The following is a 13779-nucleotide window of genomic DNA, read 5'->3' as shown; positions in this document are numbered from 1 at the left end:
GCCTAAAGTGCAACAAAACTGTAGATCACTGTGTTGCTGTAATTTCCGGGGCTTTTCCCTAGTAATTGCTGTGTCTGAGCAGCGGGAATTCTATATTGGAGGTTCAGGTTCCGGTCGATTACAGGGCTTGAACCGTTCACCAACAATTGGGGGGTGGTAGATAGTGTTACGGTATTTACCCCCAGTTGTCCAGCCATTGGGCCAATTTGCATGACTCCAACCGGTACCGTATTTGCACCGAAAGTAAAATTTGGATTGGTAGCCCTTACATAAACATTGTAGGGAATAGTGCGGCTGACGCGGATGTGTGCAGGCATATCCTTAGAGATGCCTTGTTGATAGGCTGCGGTACTGTTGAAATTTAAACTTACTGTATTTTGGTTGGCCACGATCTCTGCCAGATCTGGTACGACCACCTGTAAATCTCCACTCCTTTGTACTTGCAAAGCCGTACTGGGATAGGCAGAACTCAACTTCGTCCAGCTCAGGGTATAGCGCAGGGTGTAAGTGCCGGCCTGTACAAAGCCTTGACTTAAATCTGTTCCACTGATGCTGAAAACATTGTTCAGGATTTGCGTATTGCTTGCGGGCACAGCTATTCCTGTGCTGGAAGTGATGGCTTGACTGCTGGTAGAAAGTGCCACATTGACCGCGCCTGTAACGCCGCTCAATGTAGTAGAAACCCGGCCGACTGAGGTGTTTGGTAACTGGCTATACGGCTGACTGGTGCTAAAGCTCATTTGCGGATTTTGAGTTTGGATGTTTAGCGTATAGGGAACAGTGTTAGATACCGTAATGGCGGAAGTGGCAGAAACACCGGCGGCAGCACGGAATATGGCCAGGCTATTTGCATTCAATGTCAGGAGTGGCAAAGTAGCCTGCGGGCTGATGAATGAAGGAACGGTGATGTCCAGATTTTGAACTACAGGTGTCAGATTGGTTCCTCCCAGTGTAGATGTTCGGAATTCCATCGGAGCGCGATATATCCCTGCAATCCAGGTTTGTGGCGCGGTATTGATGCGGTAATTGATAGAAACCGCACCGGAACCTATGGAGGCTACTGCTACGTAAATTGACTGGAAAGCTGTCGTTAAACTTCGCTCTGTAGAGCCACCCAGCAGGTTTGCCGAGCCAATACTTTGTAAACGTAAATTGGCCAAACTAAGTGGTATTGTTGTGCTTCCCCCGACTGTACTTGCAAAGTTTGCGCTATTTGCTTTCACGCCAATATTGGGGATTAATGAAAGCGTGTTGGTGTAGGTTCCCGTACTCAGTACCACAGCGTAATCAGTTCGGTTGGTGATGTTCGCTTCAGGTAAAGTGACTGCCACTTGAGCATGAGAATGCCAGCTCAGCCCCAAAGCAAACATCCACAGGCTAATATGTAATTTCTTTCTCCGCAACTTTTAGATCATATTGACTACCTGCATCCAGTATAGCGACAACCAGATATTTGCCTTTAAGCTTAGCTGGTAAGTTCAGATTTACCCACTGTTCCGCATTCGGCAGCATGGCAATAGCTACCGGTTTCATTTGAATCTCTTCGCCGCTGCTTGTATTTGTCAATTCAAAGCGCACATAAGCATCCTTATTGATACTTCCAGTATTCTTTATTTTTACAGCCATTTTTCTTGTCGTATCTGCCGAATTCGTTTGGCTCCGTTCTTCAAATGCCAGAAACTCGAGCTCCCCGGCAGATAGTCCCTCCGGGATATGGTAAACTTGTATACCCATTTCAAATAAAATGTCTACACCCATATTTGCCGTTCTGGCGCTCGACTTCTGTGCTTTGACCTGCGTAAAAAATAGCATGCTATTGCTCAGACGGTTAGAAGTACTGTCATTTGGTATTTTTAGGTTTAAGTTGATCTCCTTCGTTTCGCCGGGCGCCAAGCTCACACTATTGGAAGATAGGGCTAGCCATTTTGCATTCGAACTGGAAAGCTGACCGCCTGGGTAATATTGCTTTAGGCCTGTGGAGTCCCGGTTCCAGTCTTTTATTGATGAGATAAAATTCATCTCCGTTTTACTGGTATTGCTGAACGTGATCACCTGAGTAACTGTTTCACCAGGCAGACCTTTAAAGAAAAGTCGCGATGGTGAAACAGATATTCCCTGGGCAAAGCTGGCCGATACCATTGAACCTAAAAATAGGAATAGTGCAATTGCTTTAGCCATGGTCCTACAATTGCGTAGCGGTATAAACTACAGTAGTCGAATAAATAAGCGGCGACCTTCCCAGTAAAGGTGTGGCATCCGGTATGCTATAATTTACGTTATAGGTGGCGCCTCCTGTTGGAGTTGCTCCTGAGACCACCGGTTGCGCTGTACCACTGAGAATAACCGGCGCTACAGCTCCGCCATTAGCCGTCGCCGGATCTACAGCCACCGTCACTACATTCAAAGGAATTGGTGTTGCACTGTTGGCATTGCTAAAAGGTGCCGTGCCGGATACGGTCACATCATAGTTTTGATTGCTGATTACGGTAAAGTGACCCAGCTTAGGCACTGTTTGTGGTACAGTATAGGATGCCGCTGTAGGATAGTTGAACGTAACATCTGGCGATCCTCCGAGGACAATCGATATGACTTCGGCACTTAAGTTAATGTTCACAGTAACCGGATCTGTGGAGGCAGATTGCGCATTGGCCCGACCTGCTAACAGGAATATGGGCAACATTGAAAAGGCGAGGAGGGATAATTTCTTTTTCATGTTTATAGTTTTAAGTGTTAATGATGATTATTTGATTTGACAACAAATCTTGGCAAAACCGAGTTTTGTTCATATTGTTCAGTATTTTAGCCTTATGAAAGGCTTCTTCAGATATTTAATTTTAGGGTTTTTAGTAGTGATGGCATCGCCCTTGCTCGCGCAAAAAAAGAACTCCTTACCCGCATCAAAGAAGAATACGGCACCTGAAATCAAATCGTTTACGCTGGATGGAAAGTCCTCGGGTAGTCGCATTAAATTAAATCCACAAGAGAAATATATGCTCAGCTTTGTGCTATTTGATGCCGAGGGCGATAAAATAAACATGGGATGGGAACTGTTTTCTGTTACCGCTCTCGAGAGGGACAAAAAAGCGGAAGCGATAGCAAATGCCATAAGTCCAGTATCCCGGGAGCGGGCTATGCTGCATGTCCCTATTGAAGAAGGTGAATATATCCTTTGGTTATATGTAAATGATGGCAAGGGAAATACCAACAAAAGCAGCATCAAGTTTACCGTCCTGCCCAATTAATAGAATTTTTACACAAAATGTTCATGAATGCTTGTGCGCTTTAATTAAGTTTGCACATACATATACATCAAATAGGGCATACAACTAACTTTTAAACATACAAATGACTAAAACAACAATGAAATCCTTGTGGATGGCTGCTGGTCTTCTACTTGGCTCTACTGCGGTTTTCGCGCAGGACAATCTGGTAAATTCTTTAAAAAACAATGCAAGTGAAGATAGCAAGAACAGCTTTACCTTCACACCTGTAATCAATGTAGAAGCTACATCAGTAAAGAATCAAAAATCTTCAGGTACTTGCTGGAGCTACAGTACCAACTCTTTCCTGGAATCAGAAATGATCCGTATGGGCAAAAAGCCTGTGGATTTGGCTGATTTGTTTACAGCACGCAACGCCTATATTGAAAAAGGAATCAACTATGTGCGTATGCATGGCGCATTGACTTTAGGTGACGGCGGTGCTTGTCATGATGTGACCAATATGTTTGCAAAATATGGTGCATTACCACAAGATGCTTACAACGGTAACGATTACGGCAGCCCGGGATCATCTGACCGTATGAACAAATTGACAGAGGCAATCCTGAAAAAAGCAATTGATGGTAAGTTTGATCCAAACTGGAAAACTAAATATATTGCAACTATCGATTCTTGCATGGGCGCTGTACCTGAAAAGTTTACCTATGAAGGAAAAGAGTATACACCTAAAACTTTCGCTAAAGAAGTAGTTGGGATCAATGCAGCAGATTATGTAGAACTTTCTTCATTCAATACTGCTCCTTATTATACTAAAGCTGTTTTAATGGTTCCAGACAATTGGTCTTTTGATCAGGTGTACAATGTGCAAATGGATGACATCACTAAAATCATAGATAATGCATTAAAAGGTGGCTTCACTGTAGCCTGGGCTACTGACGTAAGTGAAAAAGGTTTCAGCTGGAAAAATGGCGTTGCTTATGTTCCGGAGAAAGATTTTGAGAGCATGACTGCTGATGAGAAAAAAGCGATGTTCAATGGCCCTAAGCCAGAGAAAGCAATCACAGTAGAAATGCGTCAGGCTGCTTTCGATAACTACGAAACTACAGACGACCACGGCATGCAGATCACTGGTTTGGCAAAAGACCAAACCGGTAAAGAATATTACATCGTTAAAAATTCATGGGGCGCAACCAACGATTACAAAGGTTACCTGTACGTGAGCAAGAACTTTGTGAAATACAAAACAACTGCCTTCTTGTTGCATAAAAAAGGAATTCCTGCCGATATCAGGAAGAAATTAGGAGTTTAGATATCCATATTTTTGTCCTTACATTGAAATTATATCACTCTAAGGGCATCACACCATCAATGCGAGGTACGAAGTAATCTGCTTAGGAAAGAATTGCTTCATACCCCGCATTGATGTTTATTACAAATTTTAAAATCCGTAACTCAGCCTAAAGCCATGATTCACACGCTTATTGCCATCATAGCCAAAGCCATAGGTCGCTCTAAAGATCAGGCGTTGTAAGCCGAAATAGAATTCATAATAATTTCGCTTGACCGGCTGGCTCAGGTAGCTGCCTCCAATGAGTTCTTCCAGCTTTAATTTACGCAACAAAGGTACCTTATTGGTGAACAGCCCTGAGAAGTTGTGTTCATAGTGCGCCTCTACATATTCACGGTCTGTGCTGAACAGGTAAAAGTCAAGGAACAGGAATTTGCGCAAATCCGGTCGTCCAAGTAATGCATTATTCCCCCGGAAATGTTTAGCTTCAGGATAGAAAACCTGATTGTTGTTGAGGAATTTTCCTACACCGGCTACAAAAGAAGAATAGCCCCACATACCTGCACTCAGCCTGTTTTGAGAAACCTCGAGAGACACCAGATCGTAATCTACATCACTGCCAAATGGCCCTTTAATGCCTTTCTTATAGGAAAGATCAATGGTCGGGTATTTAGAAGGCTGGTAGAAACGTCCGTCAGGCCTGGTGATGTATTGTTGACCTATCGTATAGTTCAGACCCAGGCTGAGGGTAAATGCTTCGTAGGTCGGGAAAAGCGGGATTTCCGCTCCAGGTGAAAATGGGTTGTTCGAAGTGAATTCCTCACCTTTGAGGTCTTTGATCTTATAGCTGGTGGTATTTATCAGGTTATAATTCCTCGAATAATCGATCGCTGCCCGGGCCTGCAGACCATTTGTAAGGTCGCGGGTAGTGTTCACATTCACAAATTCCTTCTTGTAGAACTTCGAGAAATTGGTCTCAAAAAACAGGGAGTTAATAGAGTTGCCCAATAAACTCATAGAGCCATAGTTGTTGAGGTCATAGATGCCTGAACCGGCGCTGAAACCAATATTGGCACGCCTGATCGGATCATAAAAGTAGTTTGCAGTTAGATTCGCTGTAAGTGTTTTGTTGGAGAAGCCATAGCGTGCTTCGGGACGGATGCTATACTGACGTCGGTCTTCGAGTGTTTTTGTATAGGTCAGTCCATATTTTAGTGCGAAACCCTCCACGGTATTGTAAAAAACAGAGCGGAAGATGGGGTCGAAACTGTATGAAGTCTTATGATAGCGGTCGTTGATGGTGTAGCCGCTCACGATTAGTTTCAACGGACTGAACTTATTATTACTGCGTTCTATAGAGTCCAGGTAATGTTTGGATGTTCTGAGTGCAGCTATACTGTCTTTGCGGATGTAATCGCGTTTTTCTTCACTGGTCAATGGGATTGGACGGTTGTTCAGCCAGAACAACGAATCCTTTTTATTCACCGCCTTACTGATCTTCAGGATTTCGCCGTTAAAGTAATTGTCAGGGAATTCAGGATGGATATTGTAATTGCTGTACACGCCAACGTAATAGCCCTCAAACTTGAAGCCCAAAACGTTTCCATTGAACTGAAAATTGATGTTGGAAGGCATGAATGTATTTTCAACTTTGAGGAACTGCTGCCTGATGTTGAGGGTATCTAAGAGATTGATACCTGTATTTTTTGTTAGGAAAACCTCCGCACTCAACAAATGCCAGCTTTCTTCCCGGATGTAAATAACGCCCCGGAACACCGGATCGTGTTCCCTGCGGGGAATGATTTCAATCTTGTTTACCCTAACTCCGTTTTCGGTATTGGTCCCGAGCAATTTGTAGCGGTAGTACAGCGTCGCATTGTCTGCAATCGGCGAAACAAATCCTCTGGCACTCAATGTGTTTTCTAAAAGTATGTTGTGGTAGAAGTTGATGATCAGGTCAGATGCCTTATTGAAGCTAAAGGCATTATTGCGGCCCGCAGTTTTAGAGGAAACCATTTCCTCATGAATCTTTCCAGGCTGTTGGAAAGCGAAGGTAGAAGTGGATTCCGAGAGGTAAAGGATACCCTTTCTATTGGTGTCCAGATCGAGCGTCTTTTGAATGTCGCGCCCAAAGAATTTCTTCGGAGCACCAACTAGTTTTTGAACGCCTTTAATATATACATCTGTGCTATAGGCATCTACTTCAGTTAAATGTGTCTTACGCATTTTAATGGCCTGCCTGATAATCTCGTAAGCAGGATCTTCTCCTTTTCCGGTAATGGTTACACCGCTGAGGGTATAGGCTTCTGGGCTGAGGGTTACATTTTCCGTCAGGTTTTCCGTAACATTCAGCATCCGTTCTACACCTTTATATCCTATGGCCCTGTAAATAATGGTATGGGAACCCTTTTCTACCGTGAAGGAATAGATGCCATCAACATTTGCCGAGGTTCCGGTCGTCGTATTCTTGATGTAAACCGATGCAAAAGGTACAACCTCTCCATTGGAGTCTCTGATGCTACCACTGATTTTGATCGTTTGGGCAAAGCCGTTGAGTACCCCTATACACAGGAATAGCGTTAAGTAGATGTTCTTCATGCGATGTTTAAAGCTTAAATATCGGTTTGTTTCTGATGTAAACACAATTATTGTGCTAAAGTTTATCCCTGCTGTCAATTGTGTGGTGGTCAGAAGACGAGAATTTTATAACTTTGGTTGCAATATTGGCAATAAATAAATTTACATATGTACAAAACCCTACAACCAGCACTGCAACAGGAACTGGAGCAAATAGAAAAAGACGGTTTGTTTAAACGCGAAAGGATTATTGTAACGCCGCAGGGTGCAGACATTAAGGTAAGCACGGGCCAGGAAGTGGTCAATTTTTGTGCAAATAACTACCTTGGTTTGTCATCACATCCTGCAGTCACTGAAGCGGCAAAAAAGGCTATAGATAAGTATGGCTATGGCATGTCTTCTGTACGTTTCATTTGCGGTACTCAGGACGTTCATAAAGAGTTGGAAGAAAAATTGTCTGCATTTCTGGGAACAGAAGATACCATCCTATATGCCGCAGCTTTTGACGCCAATGGTGGGGTTTTTGAGCCCTTATTCAATGACCAGGATGCAATCATTTCTGATGAGTTGAACCATGCCTCGATAATTGATGGGGTCCGCCTGTGCAAAGCCAAACGTTTCCGTTATAAAAACGCAGACATGGCAGATTTGGAACAGCAACTGATTGCTGCCAAGGATTCGAGGCACCGCATCATAGTTACCGATGGTGCTTTCTCTATGGACGGGGTCATCGCGCCGCTGGATAAGATCTGTGATCTTGCAGATAAATATGAAGCCCTGGTAATGATCGATGAGTCTCACTGTACCGGGTTTATCGGCAAAACTGGCCGCGGTACTCATGAGCATTTTAACGTAATGGATCGTGTAGATATCATTACAGGAACATTGGGCAAGGCATTAGGTGGTGCATCGGGAGGTTTCACTTCCGGTAAAAAAGAAATCATCGACATGCTGCGTCAGCGCTCACGTCCCTACCTGTTCTCAAATACATTGGCACCCGCAATTACAGGAGCTTCAGTCGCTGTATTGGATATGCTCAGTGAAACTACCGATCTCCGCGATAAGTTAGAACGCAATACGGTTTATTTTCGTCAGAAAATGACAGAAGCGGGCTTTGACATCAAAGAGGGCGTGCACCCTATTGTTCCGGTGATGCTCTATGATGCAAAACTGGCGCAGGAATTTGCCGCTAAAATGTTAGAAGAAGGCATCTACGTGATCGGTTTTTATTATCCGGTAGTTGGTCAGGGCAAAGCCAGGATCAGGGTACAACTTTCTGCTGCGCACGAACAACACCACCTGGATAAGGCGATCGCTGCATTTACTAAGGTCGGAAAAGCACTGGGTGTATTGAAATAGCAATCTGAAATTGTTATTAAAGTAGAATTCCTGCTTTTATCTTGCCCCGGCTCTATAAAAGCAGGAATTTTAATTTCTCAGCGAATTCGCTTAACAGTGGTTAAACAAGCTTTGCGCTAGTCCCCACCCGAGCCAGCTCTTGATAATGGATCAGGCTTTTTAAGCACATCAACATAGTTTTTGAACTCAGTCGACCAAAAAATAGCCCTGCATTTCCTGTTATTAATTCTATAAATAGCTGTATATTTGACGCATGTTACAGGATAAGATCACACAATATACTGCAGAGATCAATGCGTTTTCTACAGAAAATGCAGATGAGTTGGAACAATTTCGTATTAAATTCCTTGGTACAAAAGGAATAATCAAAGATATTTTTGACGAGTTTAAGGCCGTGTCACCGGAGGAGAAAAGAACCTTGGGAAAGGTTTTAAATGAGTTTAAGCAATTGGCAGAGGCCAAATACCAGACGCTAAAAGAGGACAGTAATACGACAGAAGGCAGCAAGGATTCCGGTCTGGACCTCACCTTGCCGGGCGAAGGCTTCGAAATAGGTGCACGTCATCCACTTGCATTAGTGAGGAGAGAGATCATCGAGATTTTTAATAAACTAGGTTTTGTAGTAGCTGAAGGTCCTGAGATCGAGGACGACTGGCACAACTTCTCTGCTTTGAATTTCCCTGAAGAACATCCTGCACGTGATATGCAGGATACCTTTTTCATTAAGAAAGGTGGAGAACACGGCGATATCGCGCTGCGTACACACACTTCTTCAGTGCAGGTAAGGATGATGGAAGCTGGTCAGCCGCCTTTCAGGGCGATAATGCCTGGCCGGGTATACCGAAATGAGGCCATCTCTGCACGTGCCCATTGTTTTTTCCATCAGGTTGAAGGCTTGTATGTGGATGAAAATGTTTCCTTTGCCGACTTAAAGCAAACGCTGTTCTATTTTGTGCAGGAATTGTACGGGGAAGGAACAAAGGTGCGTTTCCGTCCATCTTATTTCCCTTTCACGGAACCTTCTGCAGAGATGGACATCTCTTGCACAATCTGTAAAGGCGAGGGCTGTCAGATGTGTAAGCACAGTGGTTGGGTAGAAATCCTGGGTTGCGGTATGGTTGACCCCAATGTATTGGAAAACTGCGGTATAGATAGTAAAAAATATAGTGGGTTTGCATTTGGAATGGGAATTGAACGGATCGCGAACCTGAAGTTTGAGATCAAAGACCTGCGCCTGTTCTCAGAGAACGATGCCCGTTTCCTAAAGCAGTATAAAACCTCTTTAATATAAATAATGTTCAGGAATCTGTCTGTTTTGTTTTTTCTGCTGCTCACGCTGTGCAGCTGCGGTAAGGAAAGCGAAATGATTCCTAACGTTTTTGTGGAATACAATGTCACCGTTCAGGAGTTCAATATCAAAGCAGTGAACGGCGTTTTGCTGGTGTCAAATCAAGGGGTAAAGGGTTTGATGATCGTAAGGTCGGGCAGCGGGTACGTGGCTTTCGACCGCTGCAGTTCTGTGAACCCGAAAGAAGCATGTGCAGTAGAGCCGGACGTCAACGGGATCACTGCAACTGACCCATGTACAGGTGCAAAGTTTTTACTCATGGATGGTACACCCCAGAAAGCCCCTGCTGTGCGTAATTTGAAATCCTATAGCACTTCCCTTCGCGGTGGGCAGACGATAAACGTAAGTAATTAATGGAACCAGAGAAAATAAAAGAGAGCATCAGCAGGGCTGCAAAGGAGTTATTCAGGAAGTATGGCTACCATAAAACGAGTGTAAACGAAATTGCCAAAAAAGCCAGGATTGCCAAAGCTACGATCTATAAATATTTTGAAAGCAAAGAACAGATTCTGGATGCCATTCTCATGAATTATCTGGATTTGAACCTGCATGAAATTCTGAAAAACCAGGGGCAGTTTGCCGATGAGGAAGAACACCTGAAGGCCCTTGTCATGAAAACCTGCAGGTTGACCTATACGGTTTGCAACGAATTCATCGGATGGGATTTTGTACGGGAAAATACCAATTCACAGGAGTTCCTGAAGCACCTGTCAGATCAATTGGAATCCCTGTTGCTTTCAGCCTATCTGGAGCTCGATCATTTTAAGAATAACCCTTCCCGTAAAGAAGGCCTGGCTTTTCTGCTCAAAGCCAGTAAAAGCATCTGCTTCTCTTTTGCCTTTACTTCTGTAAGCGACTCTGATGTGCGCAAGAACTTTGTGAATTTTCAAAAGGAAATTTTGCCGTTCCTGGTCAAGGCTGCCCTGTAGTTTCTTTACAAAACCTTAACTTATACCGTTTTGGTATTTGGTTCAAAAGCGCTTATATTTGTTATTATTCATCAGATAACAATGAGCAAAGAAGTATTAGAAATTTCTGTATTGGTTGATGAGAAATTCGATGTCAGCTTTGACCTCGTAGAAGGTATTTTTGGTTTTATCCTGAAATTCTTTGCGAAGTAAAAGCTGATTTTTTAATTTCCTGCGAGAAAGGTATACCCAATATATCTGCATGAAATCTTTTTGTCTAAAATTAGCTACTTTTGCAGCATAATGGGTAGAAATAGAAAATCAGGAACGGTAACGATCATTCCAAATCTAAGTATTATTGATATTGCCGAAGAAGGCAAAGGTGTTGGAAAAGCCGATGAATTGGTGGTTTTTGTAGACAAAGCTGTACCGGGGGATGTGGTCGACGTGAAGGTGGTGAAGAAGAAAAAGAATTTTGCAGAAGCTGTAATTGAACAGTTACATACTCCTTCTGAGCTTCGCACAGATCCTTTTTGTCAGCACTTCGGTACTTGCGGTGGCTGTAAGTGGCAGCACATGGGTTACGAATCGCAATTGAAATTTAAACATAAAAATGTAGAGGCCGCCTTGCAGCGACTTGCGAAAATAGATACCTCTTCCATGGAACCAATTTTAGGTTCTGCGGAGAATAAATATTACCGGAACAAACTGGAATATACTTTTTCCAACAAACGCTGGTTGAACAAGCAGGACATGGCCGACAGGCCTGAAGATTTGGAGGGGCCAAATGAGGAACTTGAAATGAATGCTCTGGGCTTCCACGTGCCCTTGCGCTTCGATAAGATCCTGGACATTCAGCATTGCTACCTTCAGGCTGAACCAAGTAATTCCATTCGAAACAGTGTACGCACGTATGCGCTGAACAATGGTCTGAGCTTTTATGACCTCAGGGCACATGAGGGAAACCTGAGGAACCTCATCATCCGCACATCTTCAACCGGTGAAGTGATGGTGGCTGTCGTCTTTGCTTATGTCACACAGGAAGAAATCGACGGGCTTATGGAATTTCTGAAGGTTAATTTTCCGGAGATTACGGCTTTGTTGTACATCATTAACCAAAAGAAGAATGATACGATCTTCGATCAGGAGGTAATCACCTATGCAGGCAGGGACCACATTTTTGAAGAAATGAATGGACTGAAGTTCAAGATTGGTGTAAAGTCTTTCTACCAGACAAATTCCGATCAGGCATACGAATTGTATAAGATTACAAAAGAGTTTGCTGGTTTTGAAGGAAACGAACTGGTGTACGATCTGTATACAGGTGCAGGAACTATAGCAAACTTCGTAGCCGGAGCTGTAAAGCAGGTAATCGGCATTGAATACGTTCCAACAGCCATTGAAGATGCAAAATTCAATTCTGCCCTGAACCAAATCGACAATACGGTTTTCTACGCTGGAGATATGAAAGATATCCTGACCAGGGAATTTATCGCCAGTCACGGTAAGCCTGATGTAGTGATCACTGATCCTCCGCGTGCGGGAATGCATGCAGACGTAGTGGAACGTTTATTGGAGATGGAAGCTGAAAAGATTGTGTATGTAAGCTGTAATGCTGCGACCCAGGCAAGGGATCTGGCCTTGCTGAAGGAGAAATACGAAGTCCTGCGGATTAAGCCTGTAGACATGTTTCCGCATACCCAGCATGTGGAGAATGTCGTGTTGCTGAAGTTTAGAGGGCTTCAGGAGATTGTTTAAAGTATAAATTGAAGACATGGATATAGAAGAATTATTACCGCAACAACCAGAAGGAGAGCAGCCGGAGCAAAAGAAACAAAGCCCTTTGGTCAGTCTGGAAAAAGACCTGGAACTCTATGCAGAGTCTATCAGGGAGGTAGCATTGGAAATCATGACGCAAGGAATATCCGTTAATCCGATCTTCATTGCACACCAGTATACAGTAAGCATCGGTGAGGTAATCCTCGACAGAAAGGAACTGAACACAGAATGGACCATTCAGGCATCAACATTTGAGGAATTTGTAGAGAAAGGCATCATTCAGCCAGAAAAGAAGAGCTTGTTCCTGAAGAGCTACAAAAAGCCGGAAGATTACATGTGTGTATTTGTCATCGTTCCGGAAGGAGCCAATTTCATTTATTATCCTTATAAGGCAAGAGGGTAAATCCGATTAAAAATGAAAGTCCCTATCACACATCCGTGGGATAGGGACAACTAAAAACTAAACTTTCCTAAATCTTATTGTATTCTGCTTACATCGCCGCTCTTCGAAGAAGTGTTTTTGACGGAAGCATTACCTTTATAATTGATGTCGCTGCCACCACTGGCCATTGCATCCAGGGCTTTTGTGACATGAATATTTACATCTGAGCCTCCGCTCGTACGAACCTTTGCATACTCACTGAGTAGTCCTAATGCATCGATATCACTCCCGCCAGTTGCAGAAAGGTCCATGCTGGTTGCAGTACCTTTTAAGTTTACATCAGAACCGCCGCTGCTCTGAACTTTCAATTCTTTCGTACGGACAGCCAGGTCAATATCCGAACCACCGGAAGAAAGGATGCTCAACTGGTCGGTCTTGAGTTCATTTTCTCCGGTCACGTCACTGCCGCCACTTGCGGTAATGGACCTCAGGTTTTTGTAATTAATGAAGACCTTGATGTTCTGTCCTTTGAAAAGGCGGCTCCAACTGACATTATCTTTATAGCGGACGCGCAGGTTGCTTCCTTCCTTTTCTACAATGACATTTTTCAGCAGGTCCGGATGGGCACTTATCTTGACATTTTCATTATTGCTTTGTGTCAGATAGATATCAATCCCGTTGGAAACACTGACGCCAGTGAAATTGCTGATCGCAATGTTTTTACTTTCTTGGGCCTGGCTGATGCTTCCTAAGCTTAGGACGACGCCGGTAACGATGAGCGGTAGGGAAATTTTCATAGTGGTACGTATAGAGGCTTATATGGATAAGACGCAGAAAGGTGTGAAACGTTGCAGGAATTGTAAATTATTTCAACAAAATTTTAGCTAAGTTTGAATATGAACCTTAAAATCGTTCTT

Annotated in this window: 14 protein-coding genes; 9 read left to right on the top strand and 5 right to left on the bottom strand. The window is 43.5% G+C overall.

Annotated features, from left to right (window positions below):
- Window positions 1–2: 2 nt before the first annotated feature.
- Genes WAE59_RS24125 through WAE59_RS24115 form a run of 3 tightly spaced genes read right to left on the bottom strand, consistent with a single transcriptional unit; the run spans window position 3 to window position 2713 of the window.
- A complete protein-coding gene (locus WAE59_RS24125; RefSeq protein ID WP_337858571.1) occupies window positions 3–1370 on the bottom strand; it encodes a hypothetical protein in 1368 nt (455 codons plus the stop codon).
- Window positions 1371–1377: 7 nt separating this feature from the next.
- Window positions 1378–2178 (bottom strand): hypothetical protein, encoded by an 801-nt coding sequence (locus tag WAE59_RS24120; protein ID WP_337858570.1) that lies wholly within the window; start codon window positions 2176–2178, stop codon window positions 1378–1380.
- A 4-nt stretch (window positions 2179–2182) separates the two neighbouring features.
- Complete coding sequence (locus tag WAE59_RS24115) at window positions 2183–2713, bottom strand: hypothetical protein (protein WP_337858569.1); 531 nt, start codon at window positions 2711–2713, stop codon at window positions 2183–2185.
- Between the two features lie 94 nt (window positions 2714–2807).
- Here WAE59_RS24115 and WAE59_RS24110 point away from each other — a divergent pair, with 94 nt between their 5' ends.
- Window positions 2808–3242: a hypothetical protein gene (locus WAE59_RS24110; RefSeq protein WP_337858568.1), complete on the top strand. Its 435-nt coding sequence runs from the start codon at window positions 2808–2810 to the stop codon at window positions 3240–3242.
- Window positions 3243–3345: 103 nt separating this feature from the next.
- Window positions 3346–4530: an aminopeptidase C gene (locus WAE59_RS24105; RefSeq protein ID WP_337858567.1), complete on the top strand. Its 1185-nt coding sequence runs from the start codon at window positions 3346–3348 to the stop codon at window positions 4528–4530.
- A gap of 129 nt (window positions 4531–4659) precedes the next feature.
- On the opposite strand, the gene WAE59_RS24100 is transcribed toward WAE59_RS24105, so the two are convergent.
- A complete protein-coding gene (locus tag WAE59_RS24100; protein WP_337858566.1) occupies window positions 4660–7107 on the bottom strand; it encodes a DUF5686 and carboxypeptidase regulatory-like domain-containing protein in 2448 nt (815 codons plus the stop codon).
- Between the two features lie 147 nt (window positions 7108–7254).
- On the opposite strand from WAE59_RS24100, the gene kbl reads away from it, so the two are divergent.
- From kbl to WAE59_RS24065, 7 genes are all read left to right on the top strand, one after another.
- Window positions 7255–8445 carry a glycine C-acetyltransferase gene (kbl, locus tag WAE59_RS24095; protein ID WP_337858565.1) on the top strand — a complete coding sequence of 397 codons (1191 nt, stop codon included), beginning with the start codon at window positions 7255–7257 and terminating at the stop codon, window positions 8443–8445.
- Window positions 8446–8698: 253 nt separating this feature from the next.
- Window positions 8699–9736: a phenylalanine--tRNA ligase subunit alpha gene (pheS, locus tag WAE59_RS24090; protein ID WP_337858564.1), complete on the top strand. Its 1038-nt coding sequence runs from the start codon at window positions 8699–8701 to the stop codon at window positions 9734–9736.
- 3 nt (window positions 9737–9739) lie between these two features.
- Window positions 9740–10147 (top strand): hypothetical protein, encoded by a 408-nt coding sequence (locus WAE59_RS24085; RefSeq protein ID WP_337858563.1) that lies wholly within the window; start codon window positions 9740–9742, stop codon window positions 10145–10147.
- Window positions 10147–10722 (top strand): TetR/AcrR family transcriptional regulator, encoded by a 576-nt coding sequence (locus WAE59_RS24080; RefSeq protein WP_337858562.1) that lies wholly within the window; start codon window positions 10147–10149, stop codon window positions 10720–10722. The genes WAE59_RS24085 and WAE59_RS24080 overlap by 1 nt, the downstream gene beginning before the upstream one ends.
- A gap of 81 nt (window positions 10723–10803) precedes the next feature.
- Window positions 10804–10914 carry a phenylalanyl-tRNA synthetase subunit alpha gene (locus tag WAE59_RS24075; RefSeq protein ID WP_337858561.1) on the top strand — a complete coding sequence of 37 codons (111 nt, stop codon included), beginning with the start codon at window positions 10804–10806 and terminating at the stop codon, window positions 10912–10914.
- 90 nt (window positions 10915–11004) lie between these two features.
- The gene (gene rlmD / locus WAE59_RS24070) at window positions 11005–12459 is read left to right on the top strand and encodes a 23S rRNA (uracil(1939)-C(5))-methyltransferase RlmD (protein ID WP_337858560.1); all 1455 of its coding nucleotides are present in this window, start codon (window positions 11005–11007) and stop codon (window positions 12457–12459) included.
- A 16-nt stretch (window positions 12460–12475) separates the two neighbouring features.
- Window positions 12476–12883, top strand: coding sequence for a hypothetical protein (locus tag WAE59_RS24065; protein WP_337858559.1), 408 nt, complete (start codon window positions 12476–12478; stop codon window positions 12881–12883).
- Window positions 12884–12957: 74 nt separating this feature from the next.
- Here WAE59_RS24065 and WAE59_RS24060 read toward each other — a convergent pair whose 3' ends face one another.
- Window positions 12958–13659: a head GIN domain-containing protein gene (locus WAE59_RS24060; protein WP_337858558.1), complete on the bottom strand. Its 702-nt coding sequence runs from the start codon at window positions 13657–13659 to the stop codon at window positions 12958–12960.
- Window positions 13660–13779: the final 120 nt, after the last annotated feature.

The organism is Pedobacter sp. GR22-6, assembly GCF_037402555.1.
GTDB lineage: Bacteria > Bacteroidota > Bacteroidia > Sphingobacteriales > Sphingobacteriaceae > Pedobacter.
Note: the sequence above shows the minus strand (reverse complement) of the source record. Positions and strands in the feature narration are given on the sequence as shown.

What these genes read in the sequence shown, in the direction of transcription:
- WAE59_RS24125 (WP_337858571.1), bottom strand. Translation starts at nt 1,370, where the DNA reads ATGTTTGCTTTGGGGCTGAGCTGGCATTCTCATGCTCAAGTGGCAGTC.
- WAE59_RS24120 (WP_337858570.1), bottom strand. Translation starts at nt 2,178, where the DNA reads ATGGCTAAAGCAATTGCACTATTCCTATTTTTAGGTTCAATGGTATCG.
- WAE59_RS24115 (WP_337858569.1), bottom strand. Translation starts at nt 2,713, where the DNA reads ATGAAAAAGAAATTATCCCTCCTCGCCTTTTCAATGTTGCCCATATTC.
- WAE59_RS24110 (WP_337858568.1), top strand. Translation starts at nt 2,808, where the DNA reads ATGAAAGGCTTCTTCAGATATTTAATTTTAGGGTTTTTAGTAGTGATG.
- WAE59_RS24105 (WP_337858567.1), top strand. Translation starts at nt 3,346, where the DNA reads ATGACTAAAACAACAATGAAATCCTTGTGGATGGCTGCTGGTCTTCTA.
- WAE59_RS24100 (WP_337858566.1), bottom strand. Translation starts at nt 7,107, where the DNA reads ATGAAGAACATCTACTTAACGCTATTCCTGTGTATAGGGGTACTCAAC.
- kbl (WP_337858565.1), top strand. Translation starts at nt 7,255, where the DNA reads ATGTACAAAACCCTACAACCAGCACTGCAACAGGAACTGGAGCAAATA.
- pheS (WP_337858564.1), top strand. Translation starts at nt 8,699, where the DNA reads ATGTTACAGGATAAGATCACACAATATACTGCAGAGATCAATGCGTTT.
- WAE59_RS24085 (WP_337858563.1), top strand. Translation starts at nt 9,740, where the DNA reads ATGTTCAGGAATCTGTCTGTTTTGTTTTTTCTGCTGCTCACGCTGTGC.
- WAE59_RS24080 (WP_337858562.1), top strand. Translation starts at nt 10,147, where the DNA reads ATGGAACCAGAGAAAATAAAAGAGAGCATCAGCAGGGCTGCAAAGGAG.
- WAE59_RS24075 (WP_337858561.1), top strand. Translation starts at nt 10,804, where the DNA reads ATGAGCAAAGAAGTATTAGAAATTTCTGTATTGGTTGATGAGAAATTC.
- rlmD (WP_337858560.1), top strand. Translation starts at nt 11,005, where the DNA reads ATGGGTAGAAATAGAAAATCAGGAACGGTAACGATCATTCCAAATCTA.
- WAE59_RS24065 (WP_337858559.1), top strand. Translation starts at nt 12,476, where the DNA reads ATGGATATAGAAGAATTATTACCGCAACAACCAGAAGGAGAGCAGCCG.
- WAE59_RS24060 (WP_337858558.1), bottom strand. Translation starts at nt 13,659, where the DNA reads ATGAAAATTTCCCTACCGCTCATCGTTACCGGCGTCGTCCTAAGCTTA.